The organism is Mesorhizobium sp. CA8 (assembly GCF_020164955.1).
In the GTDB taxonomy this organism is placed as follows: domain Bacteria; phylum Pseudomonadota; class Alphaproteobacteria; order Rhizobiales; family Rhizobiaceae; genus Mesorhizobium.
In genome coordinates, this window is sequence record NZ_JAIUHG010000015.1 from 132,129 (window position 1) to 153,563 (window position 21,435).

The 21,435-nt window shown below is 64.5% G+C and carries 22 protein-coding genes and 1 tRNA gene; 13 read left to right on the forward strand and 10 right to left on the reverse strand.

The window, feature by feature from the left end:
* Positions 1-79 precede the first annotated feature (79 nt).
* Positions 80-1,348 carry an ABC transporter substrate-binding protein gene (locus LB553_RS17955; RefSeq protein WP_224515352.1) on the reverse strand — a complete coding sequence of 423 codons (1,269 nt, stop codon included), beginning with the start codon at positions 1,346-1,348 and terminating at the stop codon, positions 80-82.
* 106 nt (positions 1,349-1,454) lie between these two features.
* Here LB553_RS17955 and LB553_RS17960 point away from each other — a divergent pair, with 106 nt between their 5' ends.
* On the forward strand, positions 1,455-2,324 hold the full coding sequence (locus tag LB553_RS17960) for a helix-turn-helix domain-containing protein (protein ID WP_224515355.1): 870 nt from the start codon (positions 1,455-1,457) through the stop codon (positions 2,322-2,324).
* Positions 2,325-2,345: 21 nt separating this feature from the next.
* Here LB553_RS17960 and LB553_RS17965 read toward each other — a convergent pair whose 3' ends face one another.
* The 3 genes from LB553_RS17965 to LB553_RS17975 form a co-directional block, all read right to left on the reverse strand.
* Positions 2,346-3,719: a sensor histidine kinase gene (locus LB553_RS17965; RefSeq protein WP_224515357.1), complete on the reverse strand. Its 1,374-nt coding sequence runs from the start codon at positions 3,717-3,719 to the stop codon at positions 2,346-2,348.
* A gap of 45 nt (positions 3,720-3,764) precedes the next feature.
* Positions 3,765-4,442 (reverse strand): winged helix-turn-helix domain-containing protein, encoded by a 678-nt coding sequence (locus LB553_RS17970; protein ID WP_224515359.1) that lies wholly within the window; start codon positions 4,440-4,442, stop codon positions 3,765-3,767.
* 197 nt (positions 4,443-4,639) lie between these two features.
* Complete coding sequence (locus LB553_RS17975) at positions 4,640-5,422, reverse strand: hypothetical protein (protein ID WP_224515360.1); 783 nt, start codon at positions 5,420-5,422, stop codon at positions 4,640-4,642.
* Positions 5,423-5,623: 201 nt separating this feature from the next.
* Between LB553_RS17975 and LB553_RS17980 the strand changes: the two genes are divergently transcribed.
* A complete protein-coding gene (locus LB553_RS17980; protein ID WP_224515361.1) occupies positions 5,624-6,256 on the forward strand; it encodes a methyltransferase family protein in 633 nt (210 codons plus the stop codon).
* Between the two features lie 320 nt (positions 6,257-6,576).
* On the opposite strand, the gene LB553_RS17985 is transcribed toward LB553_RS17980, so the two are convergent.
* Both LB553_RS17985 and LB553_RS17990 read right to left on the reverse strand, forming a co-directional pair.
* The gene (locus LB553_RS17985; RefSeq protein ID WP_224515362.1) at positions 6,577-6,792 is read right to left on the reverse strand and encodes a hypothetical protein; all 216 of its coding nucleotides are present in this window, start codon (positions 6,790-6,792) and stop codon (positions 6,577-6,579) included.
* Positions 6,789-7,544 carry a COG4280 domain-containing protein gene (locus LB553_RS17990; protein ID WP_224515363.1) on the reverse strand — a complete coding sequence of 252 codons (756 nt, stop codon included), beginning with the start codon at positions 7,542-7,544 and terminating at the stop codon, positions 6,789-6,791. Before LB553_RS17990 ends, LB553_RS17985 begins: the two co-directional genes overlap by 4 nt.
* Before the next feature lie 249 nt (positions 7,545-7,793).
* Here LB553_RS17990 and LB553_RS17995 point away from each other — a divergent pair, with 249 nt between their 5' ends.
* The 5 genes from LB553_RS17995 to LB553_RS18015 all read left to right on the forward strand — a co-directional run bounded on the left by LB553_RS17995 (position 7,794) and on the right by LB553_RS18015 (position 13,847).
* Positions 7,794-8,813 carry an LLM class flavin-dependent oxidoreductase gene (locus tag LB553_RS17995; protein ID WP_224515364.1) on the forward strand — a complete coding sequence of 340 codons (1,020 nt, stop codon included), beginning with the start codon at positions 7,794-7,796 and terminating at the stop codon, positions 8,811-8,813.
* A gap of 404 nt (positions 8,814-9,217) precedes the next feature.
* Complete coding sequence (locus LB553_RS18000) at positions 9,218-10,183, forward strand: sugar ABC transporter substrate-binding protein (protein ID WP_224515365.1); 966 nt, start codon at positions 9,218-9,220, stop codon at positions 10,181-10,183.
* Positions 10,184-10,323: 140 nt separating this feature from the next.
* Entirely contained in the window at positions 10,324-11,823 is a 1,500-nt protein-coding gene (locus LB553_RS18005) for a sugar ABC transporter ATP-binding protein (protein WP_224515366.1), read from the forward strand.
* Positions 11,820-12,836: an ABC transporter permease gene (locus tag LB553_RS18010; RefSeq protein ID WP_224515368.1), complete on the forward strand. Its 1,017-nt coding sequence runs from the start codon at positions 11,820-11,822 to the stop codon at positions 12,834-12,836. Before LB553_RS18005 ends, LB553_RS18010 begins: the two co-directional genes overlap by 4 nt.
* A gap of 12 nt (positions 12,837-12,848) precedes the next feature.
* Complete coding sequence (locus LB553_RS18015; RefSeq protein WP_224515369.1) at positions 12,849-13,847, forward strand: LacI family DNA-binding transcriptional regulator; 999 nt, start codon at positions 12,849-12,851, stop codon at positions 13,845-13,847.
* Between the two features lie 204 nt (positions 13,848-14,051).
* Here LB553_RS18015 and LB553_RS18020 read toward each other — a convergent pair whose 3' ends face one another.
* The gene (locus tag LB553_RS18020; protein WP_224515371.1) at positions 14,052-15,110 is read right to left on the reverse strand and encodes an ornithine cyclodeaminase; all 1,059 of its coding nucleotides are present in this window, start codon (positions 15,108-15,110) and stop codon (positions 14,052-14,054) included.
* A 2-nt stretch (positions 15,111-15,112) separates the two neighbouring features.
* Positions 15,113-16,045 carry an arginase gene (gene rocF, locus LB553_RS18025; protein ID WP_224515374.1) on the reverse strand — a complete coding sequence of 311 codons (933 nt, stop codon included), beginning with the start codon at positions 16,043-16,045 and terminating at the stop codon, positions 15,113-15,115.
* Positions 16,046-16,176: 131 nt separating this feature from the next.
* On the opposite strand from rocF, the gene LB553_RS18030 reads away from it, so the two are divergent.
* Together LB553_RS18030 and LB553_RS18035 are read left to right on the forward strand one after the other, a co-directional pair.
* Positions 16,177-16,617, forward strand: a complete 441-nt coding sequence (locus LB553_RS18030; protein WP_040987948.1) for an Lrp/AsnC family transcriptional regulator — start codon at positions 16,177-16,179, stop codon at positions 16,615-16,617.
* Positions 16,618-16,785: 168 nt separating this feature from the next.
* A complete protein-coding gene (locus LB553_RS18035; protein ID WP_224515376.1) occupies positions 16,786-17,082 on the forward strand; it encodes an adenylate cyclase in 297 nt (98 codons plus the stop codon).
* Between the two features lie 182 nt (positions 17,083-17,264).
* On the opposite strand, the gene LB553_RS18040 is transcribed toward LB553_RS18035, so the two are convergent.
* Both LB553_RS18040 and LB553_RS18045 read right to left on the reverse strand, forming a co-directional pair.
* Positions 17,265-17,648, reverse strand: a complete 384-nt coding sequence (locus LB553_RS18040; RefSeq protein WP_224515378.1) for a hypothetical protein — start codon at positions 17,646-17,648, stop codon at positions 17,265-17,267.
* A gap of 335 nt (positions 17,649-17,983) precedes the next feature.
* A tRNA-Gly gene (locus LB553_RS18045) sits at positions 17,984-18,058 on the reverse strand.
* A gap of 261 nt (positions 18,059-18,319) precedes the next feature.
* Here LB553_RS18045 and LB553_RS18050 point away from each other — a divergent pair.
* The 4 genes from LB553_RS18050 to LB553_RS18065 all read left to right on the forward strand — a co-directional run bounded on the left by LB553_RS18050 (position 18,320) and on the right by LB553_RS18065 (position 21,162).
* On the forward strand, positions 18,320-18,814 hold the full coding sequence (locus tag LB553_RS18050; protein WP_224515381.1) for a prolyl-tRNA synthetase associated domain-containing protein: 495 nt from the start codon (positions 18,320-18,322) through the stop codon (positions 18,812-18,814).
* A gap of 102 nt (positions 18,815-18,916) precedes the next feature.
* Entirely contained in the window at positions 18,917-19,909 is a 993-nt protein-coding gene (gene trxA / locus LB553_RS18055) for a thioredoxin (RefSeq protein ID WP_224515383.1), read from the forward strand.
* Between the two features lie 312 nt (positions 19,910-20,221).
* On the forward strand, positions 20,222-20,893 hold the full coding sequence (locus LB553_RS18060; protein WP_224515384.1) for an LON peptidase substrate-binding domain-containing protein: 672 nt from the start codon (positions 20,222-20,224) through the stop codon (positions 20,891-20,893).
* 23 nt (positions 20,894-20,916) lie between these two features.
* A complete protein-coding gene (locus LB553_RS18065; protein ID WP_224515385.1) occupies positions 20,917-21,162 on the forward strand; it encodes a Trm112 family protein in 246 nt (81 codons plus the stop codon).
* Positions 21,163-21,435: the final 273 nt, after the last annotated feature.

The following is a 21,435-nucleotide window of genomic DNA, read 5'->3' on the forward strand; positions in this document are numbered from 1 at the left end:
CGCTGGAACACCCCTCAACCGTCTTGGCGCTGCGCGCCAATCCACCTTCTCCCACAAGGGGAGAAGGTGAGGCGGCGCCCTACTTCACCGGCAAACCTGTCGCGGCGGCGATCTGCTTGGCGGCGTCGTCGAGCGCGGCCTTGGCGTCGGGATAGCCGTTGGCCAGATATTTGGTCTGCACGGCGCGGACGATGATCTCGGCGTCGCTCTGGAACTGTGTGCCGCGGCTCGGCACCACCTTGGGCAGCGTGGCCAGGATATCTTTCCACACGGCCTGGCCGCCCCAATAGGGCTGCGGCTGCGAGACGTAAGGATCGTCGAGCGCCGAGATCAGCGACGGCACCAGGCCGAAATCCTTCAGCATGGTGATCTGGCCCTCATTGGTCTCGAGCGTATATTTCAGATAGGCGTAGGCCGCTTCCTTGTTCTTCGAGGCCGAGGTGATGGCCAGGGACGAGCCGCCGAGATTGGCGGCGCGCGGGCCGTCGGCGGTCAGGCTCGGCATCAGATAGACGCCCCATTTGCCGCTCTCCTTCGGCGATTCGGTACGGATCGTGCCTTCATACCAGCCGCCATAGACCTGGCTGGCGACCGTGCCGGCGGTGTTGTTGGTGATCTTGGTCGACCAGTCGGCCGACGACACGATGCCGGCGTCCTTCATTTCCTTGACCTTGGTCATGGCATCGACGCATTTCGGCTCGGCCACGGTGATCGACTGGCCGTCCTCGGCGAAATAGGCGCAGCCCTGCTCGTTGGAGATCATGCGGAAGAATTCGGTGTCGCCGTTGAAATCGGCATTGGTCATCGACACGCCCGGATTGGCGTCCTGGATCTTTTTGCCGGCGGCGATGAAATCGTCCCAGGTCTTGATCGAGGCGGGATCGACACCGGCCTTCTCGTAGAAGTCGCGGCGGTAGAAGACGGCGACCGGGCCGGAATCCCATGGCATCGCGTAGGCCTTGTCGCCGACTTCGAGCTCGGTGCGCTTGAAATCGGGGAATTTCTTCTGGTCTTCCGCCGTGTAACCCAGCGTGTGCAAATCGACGAAGCAGTCCGGGAACTGGCTCCAGTAGTTTTCCGCCTCGCCATTCTCGATCGAGACGATATCGGGCAGGCCGACGCCGCCGGCGGCGCAGCCGGCGATCGATTTGTCATAGGTGGGCTGGTTGCCGAGGTCCTGAACCGTGACCTTGATGTCGGGGTATTTCTTGTTGAAGCCCTCGACCGTCGCCTTCAGCGACGAGGCGGCGATGTTCCAGCTCCAGATGGTGATCTCGCCGGACTGCGCCAGGGCCGAGCCGGAACCCAGGGCAAGCATAAGCGCGGCGCAGGTCAGTGTAGTGCGCATTGAAATCCTCCCATTTCATTTGCTCTCTCACTGTGAGCGTGGCTAGACTATGCGGCGCGGAAGGCTTGTCGCCGTCAGAGGGAATAAGAAGTTGGCGGAAAGTAAGATGCCGGAGCGTCCGTTCTACCAGCCTGGCGCGAGCAGCGTCGAAGGACTGCCGCTCATGCTGCAGATGTTTTACAACCACCCGTTGGTGATGCTGAAGCCGCACTGGCACGCCCAGGTGGAGGTGAATTTCATCGTGCAGGGCCGCGTGCATTACCGCATGGCCGAGCACGAGATTTCGCTTTCGGCCGGCGAGATGTGCCTGTTCTGGGGCGGCTTGCCGCACCAGATGGACGATCTTTCCGACGACGCCGTCTATGCCGGCGCGCATCTGCCGCTGGTGCATTTCTTCCGCCTGCACCTGCCGGCCGACATACGCCATCGGCTGATGACCGGCGCGACGCTGGTGACCAACGCGACCGACCAGTCGGACGACGACAATTTCAAGCGCTGGAACGAATATGCGCGCTCGGGCGATCCGGCCAGGACCGAGCACGCCGTCAACGAGCTGCTGCTTCGGCTCGAGCGGGTACGCTTCGAGCCTTACCGGCTGGTTCCGGAAAGGGTGGCTGGGCAAGGCGCCGGCAATGCCTTCGACCAGCAGTCCTCGCGTAATGTCGGGCGCATGTGCGATTTCATCGCCGAGAATTTCCTCTACGACATCGATTCTGTGACCATCGCCGCGGCCGCAGATATCCATCCCAAATACGCCATGAGCCTGTTCAAGAAATCGACCGGCATGACGCTCAACGAATATGTCAACCTGCTGCGGTTGAGCTACGCCCAGGCGCTCCTGATGCATGAGGACGCCAATGTGCTGAGGGTCGCCATGGACTCGGGCTTCGGCTCGCTCAGCGCCTTCAACAAGTCCTTCCGCAAGCTCGCCGGCATGTCGCCTTCCGATTTCCGCCGCGCGGGCGGGGCGCGGTAGCGGATCGCGTTAGCGGGACGATCAGGCGGATGCGACGGCCGGAAAGCTGATTGTGACGCCGAGACCCGGATTGCGGTCCTCGAGCGTTATTGCGGCGCCATGCAGGTCGGCCACCGCCTTGACTAGGCTGAGGCCCAGGCCGCTGCCGGGCGTCGTGCGGCTGGCATCGAGCCGGTACAGCCGACGGAACACCTTTTCGCGCTCCTCGGCGGGAATCCCCGGGCCATTGTCGCGGACATGGATGAGCACATGACTGCCTCCGCCGGTCACCGAGAGCTCGATCGCGGTGCCCGGCGGGCAATGCCTGAGCGCGTTCTCGACCAAATTGGCGAGCATCTGCATGAGCAGGTCGCGGTCGCCGTGCACATACCATTTCGTGCCCGGAACGATCACAGTGGACAGCGACTTGCCGTCGTCCTCGGCGACATCGGCATAGACTTCGCCAATGGTCTCGACGACCGGCCCCACATTGAGATCGACGAAGCGTGCCTTGCGGGCGCCGGCCTCGATCTGGGCGATGCGCAGCAAGGCGTCGAAGGTGCTGTTGATCTGCTGGCTTTCGGCACGGGCGTCGGTCAGCTCGGTCGAGACATCCTCGCCCGACACCGTCTTGTCGGCGGCCGATTCCAGGATCATCTGTAGCCGGTTGAGCGGCGTCTTGAGATCATGGGCGATGTTGGCGCTTACCTCCCGCATGCCATCGACCAGGGCCGATAGGCGATCGAGCGCGGAATTCACCTGGGCCGAGACGGCGTCGATGTCGTCGCCATTGCCGGTCAGCGGAATGCGCGCATCGAGCCGCCCATGCGAGACGTCGACCATGGTGTTGGCGATGCCGTCGAGGCGGCGCTGGACGCGCGAGGCAAGCACGGCGCCGCCGCCGACCGCCAAGACGGTAATGAAGAGCGTGGCCCAGCCGAAGCTCATCAGCACGATCCTTTCCAGATCCTCGGTTTCCGAAAGCGAGAAGGCGACCGTCAGCTTGTTGTCGCCGACCGTGCCCGAATAGGCGCGATATTGGGTATCGGGCGCCACGCCCGGCAAGTCGGCGGCGAACATGGAGAAGCCGTCCGGCAGGCTGGTGGCGGTGAAATCGCCGGCGAGGCGGTTGCCGTCCTTGTCGGTGAGGGAAAAGATTTCGTCCTTGTCCTGGCTGAACTGGGCGTGGTCCCTGACGGTGGCGACGAGATCCTCCTTATCGCTCTCGGCATAGGTGGCGGCGATAAGCGAATAGGTCTCCTTGATAGACTGATCGAGCTGCCTGGCGAGCGAAGCGCTCATCAGTTGATAGACGATCGCGCCGGACAGGATGAAAGCCAGCAGGAACAGGAAGGCGAAGGACAGGGCCAGCCTGAACGGCGTGCTGCGCAGCAGGCTGGAGCGCGTCTCGCTCATGTGACCGCGGAGGCGGTTGGCCGACCCGCAATTGCGGAGGGAAGATCAGGCCGGGACATGCAGGCTGTAGCCGGTGTTGCGCACGGTGTGGATCAGCGGCACGTCGAACGGCCTGTCGACCTTGGCCCTGAGCCGGCTGATATGCGTCTCCACGACGCTGGTCTTGGGGTCGAAGTGAAAATCCCAGACGCGCTCCAGGAGCATGGTGCGGGTGATGACGCGGCCCTCGCCACGCATCAGCACTTCCAGCAGGCTGAACTCGCGCGGCTGCAGATCGATCGGCTGGCCTTGCCTGGTCACGCGACGCTGAATCAGGTCCATTTCGAGATCGGCGACGCGTAAGTTGGTCTTCTGCTCCTGGGCCGCCGGCCGGCGGCCAAGCGCATGGATGCGGGCAAGCAGCTCGGAAAAGGCGAACGGCTTGACCAGATAGTCGTCGCCACCCGCCTCGAGGCCCTCGACCCGGTCGTCGACGCCGCCGATCGAGGTCAGGAAAATAGCCGGCGTACGGATGCCGGCGGCACGCACCGCCTTGATCATCGACAGGCCGTCGAGGCCGGGCACCATGCGGTCGGCCACGATCACGTCATAGGCGTTGCGAGTCGCGGCGAAGAGCCCGTCATGGCCGTCGCGCAGCAAATCGCAGACATGGCCGGCCTCGGTCAGCCCCCTGACGATATAGTCGGCGGTTCTCGGATCGTCTTCAACAAGCAGAAGTCGCATTGCCCGGTGCTATCCTTGCCGCCGCAGCCTCGCCGGCTCGGCAGCGCGGGCTGGGACTTTTCTCGGCTGGTGTCCTATCTCTTTGTTTTTACGCATTTCCGGACTGAAAACCGCTACACATTTTTGCGAGAGGCGCTCTCTCTTCGAAACGGAGCTAGTCCCGGCCGCAAATCACTCACACTTTTCGGCATCATGCCCTAGTCGAGGAGCGCCTGCTCGTCTTCTTCGATCAATTTTCTCAGCGTCATATGGAGAATGATAGCCATGATGCAGCCGAGAAAGGTCAGGCTGGTGAAGGTGGTGCCGAAGCCCATGCCGCCGTGTTCGACAGGCTGCGAGAGCAGGTCGCCGAAGGAGGCGCCGAACGGCCGGGTCAGGATATAGGCGAGCCAGAAGGCGAGGACGGCGTTCAGGCCGAGGAAGAACCAGGCAGACGCGATCGCCGCGATCAGGCTGCCGAAGATGAGCCCGGTGGCGAGATAGCCCAGGGCGAAGCGCTCGGCCACCAGATCGCCGGCGGCGGTGCCGAGCGAAAAGGTGAAGAGGATCGCCAGCCAGTAGAAAATTTCGCGCCTGGTGGTGAAGATGGTGTGGATCGACAGGGTCTTTTCGGTGGCGTACCAGGCCGCGAAAGTCAGTGCGAGGGCGACCGAGAAGACGATCGTCGTCGTCTCCAGCCGGACGCCGAAATTGTCGACGATGTTGTCGGTGACCAACGTGCCGACGATGCTGATCAGGGCCACGGCGAGCCAGTAGGCCCAGGGCACGTAGCGCTTCTGCGCGAATTGCAGGGCGATCGCGACAATCAGAACACCGGTCATGATGAGCGACGTGCCGGTAAGGCCGAGGCCAAGATTGACGGCGAGATAATCGGCCGCCGTCTCGCCCATGGTCACCGCCATGATCTTGATCAGCCAGAAGTCGATGGCGACGTCCGGAACCCGGTTCAATTCGGAGTCGTGTTCAATGATTGCGGCCATCGCAATTTCCGTTTCCATTCGCGCCCGAAAAATTGCGTTCGGCGGCGATCGTCAGGCTAGGCAGGCGAATTCACCGCAGCCTGTCCGCGCCCTTACAAATTCGTAAGGTCGGCCAAAAACATCCGCCGGGCCTCGCCATCACGCGGCAGAGAAGCTAGAGAAGCCTTGGTGCCCTTGCCGGCGCCGGAGCGGTGAGAAGGAATGGCCTACACGTCTCTCAAATCGGCGCCGAAAGCGTTCGACCAGCACAAGCGGCTGATCGTCGTGCAGGTGGCCGCCGTGCTTGCCATCATCCTGCTCCTGTTCAGCAAGCCGGCCCTGGCCGAAGGGTCGGACGGGCACGAAGTCGTGGAGACGATCGGCTTCGCGATGGTGCTGATCTGCTTCCTCGGCCGGCTGTGGAGCATCCTCTTCGTCGGTGGCAGGAAGAATGACGAGCTGATCGTGTCCGGCCCGTTCTCGATGACCCGGAACCCGCTCTATTTCTTTTCAACTGTCGGCACGGCCGGCATCGGACTGATGTTCGGTTCGGTGCTGGCGGCTGGAATGCTCGGCCTGGCAAGCTTCCTCGTCTTCCGCTTCACCGCGCGCAAGGAGGCCGAATATCTCGCCGGCAAATTCGGTCCGGCTTACGCGGTCTACGCCGAACGCACGCCGTCCTTCTGGCCGAATCCGCTGCTTTACCGCGACGAGGCGCAGTGGCTGTTCTCGACGGGCGCGCTGCGGAACACGTTTCGCGACGGGCTCTATTTCCTGGCTTTGTTTCCGGTGATCGAGGCGGTCGAATATTTGCGTCTCAGCGGGGACCTGCCGACGCTTTTCACGGTCTATTAGTTTCCGGTACAGAATGACCGACGGCTCTGTCTGCCTTGGCAGGCGGCATACGTTGGAGATTGGCTGACGCGCTTGTCAGGTCGTCATTCTATGGCGGAGCAAGGAGCGAAGCGACGCACGCAGACCATAGAATCCATTCCGTGACGTCGAGGCGTTGCCACGATGCAGAATTCTGCTCCGCTGCTTTCCTCGACCAAGGTCACGGAATGGATCCTCGGGTCTGCGCTCCGCTTCGCGTCGCTCCGCCCGTGGATGACGAGGTTGTGAAGCTTCCGCCAGTCTCCTGCGTTTGCGCTGATTTCCCAGAAAATGAACGCCGATCAACGCGCCTTGCCGCGCGCGGCGCGGCAGGTGCTCTGCAGGAGAATTGCCAGGCAGCCGGCGAGAAGCAGGAAGCCGCCGACGAGCGGCGGCAGCGTCAGAAGCTTTACCGCGGCGGTGATCAGCGCGATCAGGATCAGCGCCAGCAACGCAAGGCTGCCGTCGTCGACGAACATGCCGACGAGTTCCTTGAGGACGAGACGGATCACGGTCATCGGACTACCCCTTCGGCGGGTGCCGGGTAAGCGCCGCGCAACCAGCGCATAATGGCGAAGGATGTAACGGCAATGACGGCGAAGATGGCGAGCAGAGCGAGGTCGGCGCCCGGCCATTCGGCGCCGAGGCCCTCGCCGGTCCAGAACACGCCGAAGCTGGTCAGCATCAGCCCGACGACGAATTTCAGCGCATTCTCGGGCACACGCGCCAGCGGCCGGTGCACGGCAAGGCCGATCAGCATCACCAGCAGGAAGGCCGCCAGCGCGCCGAGGCCGGCATAAAGCGTCTGCCCATGCGCGGCGCCGACGGCGATGACAATGAACACCACTTCGACGCCTTCGAGCAGCACCGCCTTGAACGACGCGACGGCCGCCCGATAGTCGGCGCGGCGGTCATTGGCCTGCCGCTGCAAGGCGGCCGTCTCCTTGGAAAAAGCCTGCTCCTCGTCATGCAGTGCGATGACGCCGACGCTGCGCAGGATCGCCTTGCGCAGCCAGCGCATGCCGAACAGGATCAAAAGCACGCCGACCACGAATTGCAGGGCGGTGATGGGGACGAGCGCCAGAAGCGGCCCGAAAACAAGCACCAGCGCCGCCAGCAGGGCGAGCGCCAGCGCCGCGCCTGTCAGCGCCGGGCGCCAGCTGCGCGTCACGCCGACGGCGAGCACGATGGTGAAGGCTTCGACCACTTCGACGAAGGAGGCCAGGAACGAGGCCGTCACGGTGGAAAATATAGGTGTCAGGCCATGCATCAAGGCTTCGTCCAATGCTGGGGAATCATCGGTCGGTGAGAACGATACAGCGCTGCGGCGCCGGCGAAAATGCCGCAGATGATCCGATCTGGTCCCGCGTGAGGCGAGGTCGGGACCGGACATTTCGATGAACTCATTGACGGACTGTATCCGTTCGGTGTCCGTTGTATCGCGGCACTGCCCTGGCTATCTGCTGGAGCAACAAGAAGTTTTAAGCGGTCGACGGCCGCTCCAGCAGGAACGGAGCCAATGAAGAAAATCGGATTTCTGTCGTTCGGGCATTGGTCGCCCTCGCCGCAATCGGGCACGCGCTCGGGCGCAGACGCGCTGCTGCAGTCGATCGACCTCGCGGTCGCGGCCGAGGAACTCGGCGCCGACGGCGCCTATTACCGCGTCCACCATTTTGCCCGGCAGCTCGCCTCGCCGTTTCCGTTGCTTGCCGCCGCCGGCGCCAAGACCAAGCGTATCGAGCTCGGCACCGCCGTCATCGATATGCGCTACGAGAACCCGCTCTATATGGCCGAGGACGCGGGTGCTGCCGACCTGATTGCCGGCGGGCGTCTGCAGTTGGGCATCAGCCGCGGCTCGCCCGAGCAGGTGATCGACGGCTGGCGCTATTTCGGCTACGTGCCGGAAGAGGGCAAGAGCGACGCCGACATGGCGCGCCGGCATTCGGAGATCTTCCTCGACCTGCTGCGCGGCGAAGGCTTTGCCCAGCCCAATCCGCGGCCGATGTTCCCCAACCCGCCCGGCCTGTTGAGGCTCGAGCCCTTCTCGGCGGGCCTGCGCGAACGCATCTGGTGGGGCGCGGCCACCGACGCCACCGCCGTGTGGGCGGCCAAGCTCGGCATGAATCTGCAAAGCTCGACGCTGAAGTTCGATGAGACCGGCGAGCCGCTGCATGTCCAGCAGGCCAAGCAGATAAGAGCCTACCGCGCCGCCTGGAAGGAAGCAGGCCATGCCAGGGAGCCGCGCGTCTCGGTCAGCCGCAGCATTTTTGCTCTCGTCAACGACATGGACCGCGCCTATTTCGGCGGCAGCGAGGGCGAGGACCACTTTGGTTATATCGAGCCGGAAAAGCGCGCCGTGTTCGGCCGCACCTATGCCGCTGAACCGGACAAGCTGGTCGAGCAACTCAAGGAGGACGAGGCGATCGCCGAGGCCGACACGCTGCTGCTCACCGTGCCCAACCAGCTGGGCGTCGACTACAACGCCCATGTCATCGAGTCGATCCTGAAGCACGTCGCGCCGGCGCTGGGCTGGCGGTAAGAAAACCGCAAAACGCGTAATCTCCCCCCTTGCGGGGGAGATGGCTGGCAGGCCAGAGGGGGGTGCTGTCCCGCCGGCATCTCAGCATTCGGTTTCTTTAGCTCGATCAGGCTAGTGCAAGCATATCGGAATTCTGCACCACGCTACGCTCGTAGGGCGCGGCACAGGTCTGCGCCGCGTCGCTCGCTGGTGGCGCCGCCCTTGGATTGAGGAAGTTATAGGCCGCGTTCCTTCGCGCCCCCTCTGTCCTGCCGGACATCTCCCCCGCAAGGGGAGATCGGCAGCTTCGGCGCCGGTGCCGCTCCCGTCCTTACCCTCGACGTTGACATCTGATAAAATAGCAATCTACTTTGCCACGTAATCGGTTACGTAACCGATTACGGCTCAATCAAGTGGAGGAGATCATGAGCAGGATTTCGAACACGCATGGGCTTGGCCCGTTCTCACGCCGCCAGTTCCTGAAGACCAGCGCCTTGGCCGCCGGCGCGCTGGCTCTGCCGCTCGGCCCGGTCCTCGCCGCCGACAAGCCGAAGGTCGGCCTGGTGATGAAGTCTTTAGCCAATGAGTTCTTCAAGCAGATGCAGGCCGGTGCGGAGGAGTATGCGGCCAAGAACAAGGACAAGTTCGATTTCGCCGCAGTCGGCATGAAGGACGAGCGCGACTTCGCCGCCCAGGTCGACGCCATCGAGAACTTCATCACCCAGAACTACAACATCATCGTTGTGGCGCCGGCAGATTCGAAAGCCATGGTCACGCCGATCGCCAAGGCGCTGAAGGCCGGCATCAAGGTCATCAACATCGACGTCGCGCTCGACGCCGAGGCCAAGAAGAAGGCCGGCATCGACCTCGCCTTCTTCGGTCCGGACAACCGCGCCGGCGCCAAGCTCGCCGGCGACGCGCTCGGCAAGGCGCTGGGCAAGGGCGGCAAGGTCGTCATCCTCGAGGGCAATCCCGAGGCCGACAATGCCAAGCAGCGCAAGCTCGGCTTCGACGATTCGGTGAAGGAGTACAAGCTGAAGCTGCTCGACTCCAAGACCGCGCATTGGGAGACCGAAGAAGCCAACACGCTGATGACCAACTTCCTCACCCAGCATCCCGACATCCAGGGCGTGATGGCGGCGAACGACTCCATGGCGCTCGGCGTCGTCAAGGCGATCGACGCTGCCGGCAAGTCCGGCCAGATCAAGGTTGTCGGCTTCGACAACATCCCGGCCGTCGGTCCGCTGCTGAAGGAAGGCAAGATGCTCGCCACCGTCGAGCAGTATGGCGCGAAGATGGCGGCCATGGGCATCGATTATGGTTTGCGCGAGCTGGCCGGCGAGAAATTCTCCGGCTGGGTCAAGACGGACGTCAAGCTGATCACGGCATGAGGCGAGTCCGCGCGCCGGCACTCCCTTCCGGCGCCAGGCTTCGCCTCTCTCGTCACCGCCGCCGGCAATTCCGGCGGCGGTGACGGAGCGCCCGCGCCGCTATCGTCGCCGACGGGCACGGTTTAGGATTTCTACCGCCCATGGATGCGATTCTCTCCCTTGAAGGGGTCGGAAAAATCTTTCCCGGCGCCGTCGCGCTGAGCGACGTGTCGCTGTCGATCGCGCGCGGCGAGACCCACATCATCCTGGGCGAGAACGGCGCCGGCAAGTCGACGCTGATCAAGCTCTTGGCCGGCATCTACCAGCCGGACTCCGGCAGGATTGCCTTCAACGGCGAGCCCTACCAGCCGAAGACGCCGCATGATGCGCAGCAGAGCGGCATCCGCATCGTGCATCAGGAGCTCAATCTTCTGCCCTATCTCAGCATCGCCGAGAATCTGATGCTGGAAAGCCTGCCGCGCCGCGCCTTCGGCATCGTCGACCGCAAGGCGCTCAACAGCCGCGCCGTGGCGCTGCTCAAGGAAGTCGGCCTCGACATCGATCCGCGCACCAGGGTCGAGGCGCTGGGCGTGGCGCAGATGCAGCTGGTCGAGATCGCCAAGGCGCTGAGCTACGACTCGAAGCTTCTGGTCCTCGACGAGCCGACGGCGACGCTGACGCCGCCGGAGATCGAGCGGCTGTTTTCCATCATCAAGCGGCTGAAGGCCAAGGGCGTCACCATTATCTACATCTCGCACCGGCTGCATGAGGTGTTCGAGATCGGCGACCGAGTGACGGTGCTGCGCAACGGCAGAGTGGTCGCAACGCGCGACCTTCACGGCCTTTCCGTGCCGGATATCGTGCGCATGATGATCGGCCGCGACATCGCCGACGAATTCGGTTTCGATGCCTCGATCGTGCCCGGCAAAGTCGCGCTCAGCGTCGCCAATCTGAAGCGCGACGCCTCCACTCCGAACATTTCCTTCGCCGTGCGCCATGGCGAGATCCTCGGCGTCGCCGGCCTTGTCGGCAGCGGCCGCACCGAGGCTATGCGCGCGCTGTTCGGCGCCGACCCGAAGCTCGACGGCGTCGTCGAGATCGATGGCAAGCCGGTGGCGATCACAGCGCCGAAGGATGCGGTGCGGCATGGCTTGAGCCTGCTTACCGAGGACCGCAAGGGCCAGGGCCTGCTGCTCGACATGGCCGTCGACAAGAACATCACCATCACCGATCTCAGCAAGGTTTCGCGCAACGGGCTGCTCAATCGAAGGACGGAGGCTGCCGCCGCCAACGATCTCGTCGGCCAGCTGCGCGTCAAGGCGAGCTCGATCGAGCAGGCGGTGCGCAATCTCTCCGGCGGCAACCAGCAGAAGGTGGTGCTGGCGAAATGGCTGTTCCGCGGCACCTCGACGCTGATCCTCGACGAGCCGACGCGCGGCGTCGACATCGGCGCGCGGCGCGAAATCTACCAGCTTCTGTGGATGCTGGCGGCGCAGCGGAAAGGCATCATCATGGTGTCCTCCGATCTCCCTGAATTGATGGGCATGTGCCACCGCATCATCGTCTTTTCCAGGAACAGGATCGTCGGCGAAGTGGCGCGATCCGACTTCGACCAGGAGCGCATCCTGTCGCTCGCCTATCAGGAGTATGTGCGGCCATGAGCGAGACGACCGAAGCAGCCGTTGCGGCGCCTGTTTCTCCAGGCCGGGCAAAATTCCTGCGCTTCCTCGTGCGCGATGCCGGCGTGCTCCTGGCGCTGGTGCTGATCACGCTGTTCTTCTCGGCCACCGCTCCCTATTTCGCCACCTCCGGCAATGCGCTGAAGATCTTCGTGCAGATCGCCATCAACACGGTGCTGGCGGCCGGCATGACCTTCGTCATCCTCACCGGCGGCATCGACCTTTCGGTCGGCTCGGTGCTGGCGCTGTGCACCGTGGTCGGCGCCACCGTGATGATCAACGAGAGCCTGTCGCCGGCCGTCGCCATCACGCTGGCGTTGCTCGCCTGCATGGCGACGGGCGCAGCCTGCGGCTTCCTCAATGGCTGGATCTCGACACGCTGGAAGATCCCCTCCTTCATCGTCACGCTGGGCATGCTCAACATGGCGGCGGGCGCCGCGCGCGTCGTCAGCGACAATTCCACCATCACCGGCCTGCCGCAGAGCTTCGTGGATTTCGGCAACCTCATCATCGGCGGCTTCCTGCCGTCGATCTTCCTGGTGGCAGTGCTGGTGATCGCGGCCGGCTGGTTCGTGCTTCGCTTCACCGTCTTCGGCCGCATGATCTTCGCTGTCGGCACCAATGACGAGGCGGTGCGGCTGTCGGGTCACAATCCGGATTTCTACACGGTCGCCGCCTTCACTATCAGCGGGCTGACCGCCGGCATCGCGGCCATGGTCTATCTGTTGCGGCTCAACATCGGAAGCCCGATCGCCGGCGTCGGCTACGAGCTCAACGCGATCGCCGCCGTCATCATCGGCGGCACCAGCCTCAGCGGCGGCAAAGGCTCGATCATCGGCACGCTGGTCGGCGCCTGCATTCTGCAGGTGCTCTCGACCGGATTGCAGCTGCTCGGCGTCGGCGACAATTTCAAACCGATCGTGATTGGCCTTGTCATCGTGCTCGCGGTCATCCTAGACGCGTACCGGGAGAGGCTGTTGCGGAAAATCCGCTGAGGGGAACGGGCTATGACGACGATCGCAGATGTCGCGCGCCATGCGGGGGTGTCCGTCGCCACCGTCTCGCATGTGATGAATCATACGCGCCATGTCGAGCCGGAAACGGCCGAGCGGGTGCGCGCCGCGATCAGCGCGCTGCGCTACAGCCCGAACTCGGTGGCGCGGAGTCTCAGGCGCGGCGAGACCAAGACCATCGGCCTGCTTCTCCCCGACAATTCCAACCCGTTTTTCGCCAGCGTCGCGCGGCAGATCGAGGATGCGGGCTTCGTCTCCGGCTACACGGTGATCCTGTGCAACTCCGACGGCAATGCCGAGAAGGAGGAGCGCTACCTCTCGGTGCTGATGGCCAAGCAGATCGACGGGCTGATCTTCGCCGGCTCGTCCGACCATGCGCGGGTCTTCGCCCGGCTGTTGCCCAGCGTGCCGGCGGTGCTGCTCGACCGCGAGATCCAGTCGGTCAATGTCGATTCGGTGCTGGTCGACCATGAGCATGGCGGCTATCTCGCCGGCAAATACCTGGCCGGACTCGGCCACAAGAAGATCGGCGTCATCGGCGGCCCGCGCGATTCGAGCTCCAGCCCGGCCCGCCTGCGCGGTTTTGCCCGCGCGCTCGGCGAAGCAGGCGTGGAGCTGCCGGCCTCGTCGATCGTCGATTCAGACTATCATTTCGCCGGCGGCCGGTTGGCGATGGATCAGCTCATGGCGCAGGCGCCGGACATCACGGCGGTATTCGCCTGCAACGACCTGATGGCCATGGGCGCGGTCACCGCGCTGCGCTCGCGCGGATTGCACGTTCCCGACGACATGTCGATGATCGGCTTCGACGACATCCCCTATGCCGTCACCACCTGGCCGCCGCTGACGACGATCGCGCAGCCGGTGGAAAAGATCGGCACGCTGGCGGTGAGCCTGCTGCTCGAGAGGCTGGGCGAGCCGGAAGCGCCTTCAAGGCGCGAGGTGCTGGCGCCGGTGCTGGTGGAGAGGGAGAGCTGCGCGGCGCGGCGGTAGTGTTGTTTAATCGTCGACTTTGGCGCAGCCCCCGCTCCGTCTCGGCGCTGCGCGCCGATCCACCTCTCCCCCGCTTTGCGGGGGCGAGGAAACGCCAATCGCTAACGGCGCGGCCTTGCAAGGCTTGGGTTCCTCGCCCCCGCCAAAGGCGGGGGAGAGGTGTCCGCGCAGCGGACGGAGAGGGGGGCGCCCTATGCGGTTGGCTTACGCCGCGGGCTGCATGGCCGCCCGCTCCAGCATGCCGAACAGGTCGCGCGGCTCGTCGGGGTCGGCGAGCAGGTCGAGCTCTTCATAGAGGCCGGTGGCCTGGAGCTGGTCGCGGACATAGCGCAGCGCGGAAAAATCTTCCGTGGCAAAGCCGACGGAATCGAACAGCGTGATCTGCTCCGGCGTCTTGCGGCCTTCAGCTTTCCCGGTCATCACTTGCCACAGCTCGGTCACCGGATGGTCGGCGTCGAGCTGCTGGATCTCGCCCTCGACGCGCGTCTGCGGCGGGAACTCGACGAAGATGTCGGAGCGCAACAGGATGTCGCGGTGGAGCTCGGTCTTGCCGGGGCAGTCGCCGCCGACGGCGTTGATGTGGACGCCGGCCCCGACCATGTTGTCGGTGAGGATGGTGGCGTACTGCTTGTCGGCCGTCACGGTGGTGATGATGTCGACGCCTTCCACGGCATCCTGCCCGGTCGAACAGATGGTGATATCAAAACCCTTGCCGGCGAGGTTGCGGGCGCATTTTTCCGAGGCCGAGCGGTCGATGTCGTAGAGCCGCAGCCGGTCGATGCCGAGCAGCGCCTTGAAGGCGATGGCCTGGAACTCGGACTGGGCGCCGTTGCCGATGATGGCCATGGCTTGGCTGCCCTTGGGCGCCAGGTATTTTGCCGCCACCGCCGAGGTGGCCGCCGTGCGCAGGGCCGTCAGGATCGTCATTTCGGTGAGCAGCATCGGATAGCCGGAGCCGACATCGGCGAGCACGCCGAAGGCGGTGACGGTCTGGCGGCCCTCGCGCATGTTCTTCGGGTGGCCGTTGACATATTTGAAGCCGTACATCTTGCCGTCGCTGGTCGGCATCAGCTCGATGACGCCGTCATGGCTGTGCGAGGCGATGCGCGGCGTCTTGTCGAACAACTCCCAGCGGCGGAAATCCTCCTCGATATAGGCGGCGAGCTCTGTGAGGAAGCGCTCGACGCCGATGGCGAGCACCAGCTTCATCATGCGGTCGACGCTGACGAAGGGAACGATGGCAAGGCGCGAAGGCTGGGTCATGATCAGAGGCTTCCGGAATGGCTGCGGGTCGGTCGGTCCATGATGCGGCGGCCCATCAGGCTGGCGGCGAGGTCGACCATCAGGGTCGCGGTGCGGCCGCGCTCATCGAGGAACGGATTCAATTCGACCAGGTCGAGGCTCGAGACCAGGCCTGAGTCGGACAGCATCTCCATCACCAGATGCGCCTCGCGGAAGGTGGCGCCGCCGGGCACGGTGGTGCCGACGGCCGGCGCGATCGAAGGATCGAGAAAATCGACGTCGAGGCTGACATGCAGGAGGCCGTTCTCCTTCTCGACGCAGGCCAGGAAGGCGCGCAGCAAGGGCGCGATGCCGTGCTCGTCGATGGCGCGCATGTCGTGGACGGTGACGCCGGCTTCAGTGAGCGCGCGGCGCTCGGCCGGGTCGACGCTGCGCAGGCCCATGGCGCAGATTCGGGCCGGGTCGACCGCTTGCGGCAGATCCGGGAAATAGCCCTGAAAACCCGCCTGCCCGCTGGCATAGGCGAGCGGCACGCCGTGCAGATTGCCGCTGGTGGTGGTGTCGAGCGTGTGGAAATCGGGATGCGCGTCGAGCCACAGCACGAAGAGCGGCCGGCCACGCTCGGCGGCGCGGCGCGCCACGCCCGACACCGTGCCGGCGGAGATCGAATGGTCGCCGCCGAGGAAGATTGGCATGGCGTCTCGCGAAGCCGCGTAGGCGGTCTCGGCGATCGCCGCCGTCCAGGCGGAAATCTCCGGCAGCGCCTTCAGCGCGAGATTGCCATGCACCACCGGACGCGCCGCGGCCTTCTCGACCGCGCCCCAGTCCTCGACCTCGTGGCCGAGCTCGGCCAGCACCGAGACGAGACCTGCCGTGCGTAGCGCGCTCGGCCCCATCTCGCATCCCATCCTGCCCGCGCCGTCCTGCACCGGCGCGCCGACGATCCTGCAGCGCATGATTCTTGTAGCCCTTGCGATTGATCGGCTTATTGGATCATCGGCCGCTGGCGGTTTGAACAGGTGAAATTGGTGTTTCGAGAAGAATGATTTATCATTCTGGACAAGCGATTTGATCGAAACGGGCAATCATGGATGCGCTCGACGAAAGACTGGTCACGCTTCTGCGGCACGATGCGCGGCGCAGCGTCTCCGACCTTGCCGTCGATCTCGGCGTCTCGCGCGCCACGGTCCGGGCGCGCATGGAGCGGCTGGAAAAATCTGGTGAGATCATCGGCTACACGGTGGTGCTGCGCGCCGATGCGGTCGATCAGAGGATACGCGGCGTCATGATGATCGAGATCGAGGGCCACGCCGCCGATCGCGTCGTCAAGGCGCTGGGCGGCCTCGCCGAGGTCTCGACCATCCATACCACCAACGGCCGCTGGGACCTGGTGGTCGAGCTCGGCACCGCCACGCTGACGGATTTCGACGCGGTGCTGCGCCGCATCCGGCTGATCCCCGGCATAACGGGCAGCGAGACCAGCCTGTTGCTGGCGACACCGCGGACGACGCGGGCGCGGCTGGCGTAGTTTTGCGATCGGTCGAGGCTTGCCGGCAGGCCCGCCTGCGCATCACGGTTGCGTGAGACTAGGGACGATCGGCGCTCCGAGAGCGTTAGTGGCGCATGATGTCCGACTCGCCGGGTGCTCCAAAGACCCGAGCGCCCTCCTGAAATCCAACGCTTTTAGGAGAACACGATGAAACATCTTCTCATGCCAATAGCGACTGGCCTGTTCATAGCCTCCACCGGCATGGCCTTGGCCGCCAACGTCCACACCGTAACGGGCACGACAGGTCAGCCGAACCAAACCATCGGCACGCCTCAGACAGGGGATGCCACGCCGGGCCACGCCGCCTCCGCTCCGGGTTCGGCCTTCAACCCGGACGGCAACGCCGGAACGCATTACGCAGGCACCCAGCCGCAGAATTCGAAGAATCCGAAGAGCGTATCGCAATATGACGTGGCCGGGTTCCAGCAGTCCCACAATCATTAGCGACGGGCATTAGGCGACGGGGTTGCGCATGGCGGAGAAAGCGAAGATTCCCAAAGAGCGCAACTCAAGACGACACATGCCGGCGTTACCGCCGCCGCAGCCTCGTCGGTATGCGGCACGCCGGTGTGAAGCCAGGGAAGGCTCGATCACACCGGCAACCGCTTTACCAAGATGCATGTTCGTCAGCCGTTCGGATAATAGCCGCCGTCCGAGCCGTCGCCCATATAGGTTCCCTGGCCGGTGGCATCCCGAAGCCGCTGATCCAGCTCGTTGATCTGCCCGATCGCCGAACGGCCTCCGGTGGGCTTGATGGCATCGGCCTGCCGCATCAGGTCGCGGGCCTGGTCCTGCGTGATCTTGCCGGCCTGCCTGGCCGTGCGGATGCCTTGTTTCACGCCAAGCAGTTGCTCCGTCGCGGCTCTCGCTTCCGGGTCCGCCGGCGCCGACGCCGTGGTCATGGTGTCGACCGCCGCTCTATGGTGGCGGTGCACGGCATAGGCGCTCGAAAGCGGTATGGCCGCGAAGATCGAGGCGGCCGCGATGATTTTAGGGGTGAAAGAACGCATGATGACATCTCCTCGTGATGGAGGAGCGGCAAAGCCGCTTTTTCCGAAACGGGCCGTCCGGTCGCGTCGTGTCGCGGTGCAGGCCATCCACCGCCGGCGGTTCTCGGCCCAGGGAGGAGATATAGAAACCGCCGCGGCGTTGAAATGGAGTGGCACGCAAACGTTATCCGATGTGATCTGGGGTCGAATCGCCGATGCGGCGTCGTGTGTGATCCGCGGTCCGGTTGCCCGGCGCAGATACCGGACATGTTGCTGCTCGGCGCGGGCTGGCCTTTAAACGCGAAAAAGCCGCGGAGACCGCGGCTTTTCGTTTGCTTGATCCTCGGTGAGGAAACTGGAGCGGGTGAGGCGATTCGAACGCCCGACCCCAACCTTGGCAAGGTTGTGCTCTACCCCTGAGCTACACCCGCTCGCGCGGCCTCGGGCCGCAAGCCGCGCCTATATGGCCGAAGAGCGCGGCGATTGCAACAGGGAAATGACGGTCTTTTTTGAACGAATTTCTTCCCGCGGTGACATCGCGTCGAAAGCATCGACGCGGCGCGGAAGCGGACCGATCGCAAATCCGCAGGCAAAGCCGTCGCCCGATTTTTCTGGAATTGTTCCGGCGGCCTTGCCCCGACGGCACGGTTGGCCGTAAACGGCATGAGCCCTGTTCGACCGCGCGAGGACCGATGCCGAAGACCGAAGCCGAGCTCAACGAATTTCTTGCCGATCTCGGCATTTCCGTCTCGACGGTCAGGCACCCGCCGCTGTTCACGGTCGCCGATTCGCAAGGCCTGCGCGGCGAGATTCCCGGCGGCCACACCAAGAACCTGTTCCTCAAGGACAAGAAGGACAATTACTTCCTCGTCACCGTCGGCGAGGACGCCGTGGTCGACCTGAAGCAGATCCACCACCTGATCGGCGCCGCCGGCCGGGTGTCGTTCGGCAAGCCGGAGATGCTGATGGAGCTGCTCGGCGTCATCCCCGGCGCGGTCACCGTTTTCGGCCTGATCAACGACACCGAAGGGAAGGTCAAGGTGGTGCTCGACCAGGCATTAATGAGCCATGACATTATCAACGGCCATCCGCTGACCAATGAGGCGACGACCTCGATCGCCGCCGCCGACCTGATCAGATTCGTCGAGGCAACCGGCCATGATCCTGTTATCCTGAAAGTCTCATAATCTTGAAAGTCGGGGCTTGATCGCCACATGGAAGGCGGTTCCAAAATCCGACAATGATGCGCCGGGCGCCGACGCCTGGAGCGCGACCGAAAGGGCGACACGATGAGCGACAACAATCCGTATAGCGGCGCGTTCGGCGGCAATGGCGGCCAGTACGCCCAGACGGTGCAATATGGCGGCGGCGACCGCCCAAAGGTTTCGCTGGGCGACGCGCCGGCGGCGGCCGACCTGATCAAGGAGACGACAACAGCCGCCTTTGCCGCCGACGTCATCCAGGAATCGCGCCGTCAGCCGGTGCTGGTCGACTTCTGGGCGCCATGGTGCGGGCCCTGCAAGCAGCTGACGCCGCAGCTCGAAAAGGCGGTGCAGGCCGCGGGCGGCAAGGTCAAGCTGGTCAAGATGAACATCGACGATCATCCCTCGATCGCCGGCCAGCTCGGCATCCAGTCTATCCCCGCGGTCATCGCCTTCAAGGACGGCCAGCCCGTCGACGGCTTCATGGGCGCCATTCCCGAAAGCCAGATTACCCAATTCATCCAGAAGGTCGGCGGCAAGGGCGGCGGCGCGCCGCAGATCGCGGACGCGCTTGCCGCCGCGGCCGAGGCGCGCACGGCCGGCGACGTGCAGACCGCGGCCGACATCTACGACGCGATCCTCGAGCAGGCGCCCGAGACGCTCGAGGCGATCGCGGGGCTGGGCGAGATCCTGTTCGATGCCGGCGATACGGAAGGCGCCGAAGCGGCACTCGCCCGGGCGCCCGAGGACAAGAAGGACGCGCCGGCGCTGGCGGCGCTGCGCGCCAAGATGACGCTGGCGGCGGAAGCGGCGGCGCTCGGCAATCCAGCCGAGTTCGAGCGGCGGCTCGCGGCCAACCCCGCCGACCACCAGGCGCGCTTCGACCTGGCGATGATCCAGAACGCCCGCGGCGAGCGGAATGCGGCCGCCGACAATCTGCTGGCGATCGTCAAGGCCGACCGGAGCTGGAACGACGACGGCGCCAGGGCGCAGCTGTTGAAGTTCTTCGAGGCGTGGGGAATGACCGACGAGGCGACGCTCGCGGCGCGCCGCAAGCTCTCGTCGCTGCTGTTCTCGTAGCTCGGCTCGGCGTTTCACGGATTCGCCGGAGCGCTGTCAATGTTTTTCTGACGCAATTCCGGACGGAAAACCGTTTCGCACTTTTCCTGGAATTGCTCTAGGCTTGTTCTTTGCGCAATTCCTGGCGGAAACCGCTGGTTTTCGGAATTGCCCCGAATTTTTTGCCGGCTGTCGCGGTCGGCAGGCTTGAGCGGCGGAGCGCCAGCGCCAGATAAGGGCAGGCTGGCGGTTCGCCGCCAAACGAAGACGAGTTTGCCGGGCGAGAGAGATTGCAGGTAATGCGCTTGCCGGCGTTGCTTTGGGAGGGTTGCGGTGCGCGTCGGTAATGCACTCTACCGGCTTGCCAAGGATTTGCCATCGGCAATCCCGGTGTTCCCGCTCGCCGGCGCGCTGCTTCTACCCGGCGGCCGCATGCCGCTCAACGTCTTCGAGCCGCGCTATCTGCAGATGATCGACCAGGCGATGGCCGGCTCCCGGCTGATCGGCATGATCCAGCCGAGCCTCGACGGCGCTTTGCGCGACGACGGCGAACCGGAGCTGTGCAGCGTCGGTTGCGCCGGACGCATCATCTCGCTCGCCGAGACGGGCGACGGCCGTTATCTGATCTCGCTGCAAGGCGTATGCCGGTTCCGCATCGTGCAGGAGCTCGCGGCAAAGGCGCCGTTCCGGCAGTGCAAGATAATGCCGTTTCTCGCCGACCTCGAGGAGGATCCGGCCGGCGCCGAGGTCGACCGGCCGGCGCTGCTCAAGGCGTTCCGCGCCTATCTGCAGGCCAACGATCTCGAGGCCGATTGGGAGAGCGTCAGCCGGGCCGAAAACGGCATGCTGGTCAACGCGCTGTCGATGATGGCGCCCTATGGACCGGCCGAGAAGCAGGCGCTCTTGGAAGCGCCGGACCTGAAGACGCGTGCCGAGACGCTGATCGCCATCACCGAAATGACGCTGGCGCGCGAGGATGACGAGTTTGGGCCAAGCCTGCAATAGTTTGCCGACACGGGGTGAGTTCCATGACGGACGGACGGGACGGACGGAAGGCCGAGGTCGACCCGAAGCTTCTTGAATTGCTGGCCTGCCCGCTGACCAAGGGGCCGCTGACCTGGGATCCCGAGCGCAGCGAGCTGGTCTCGCGTGTGGCGAAGCTCGCCTATCCGGTGCGCGACGGCATTCCGATCATGCTTCCCTCGGAGGCGCGCACGATCTCGGCCGAGGACATGCTGACGCCACCACCGCCGCGGCTCAGCGGGCCGTCGTGAGCGGGACCCCGGCAAGTCTTCGGATTGGCGGAGGCGCTGCAGCGCAGCAATCGGAAAGGCTGGCGGGGCAGCACCCCCCTCTGCCCTGCCGGGCATCTCCCCCGCAAGGGGGGAGATCAGACGTCACGCCGGCTTTCGCCAATCTTCAACGTCGCAGGATTGAGCGGAGCGCCCAAGCTGCCAATCTCCCCCTTGCGGGCATAGGCGCTAAGATAGGTATTGCGGCGCGGAATCGGTTGTGATTCTACGCTGGAGATGACACACGAATCGCTT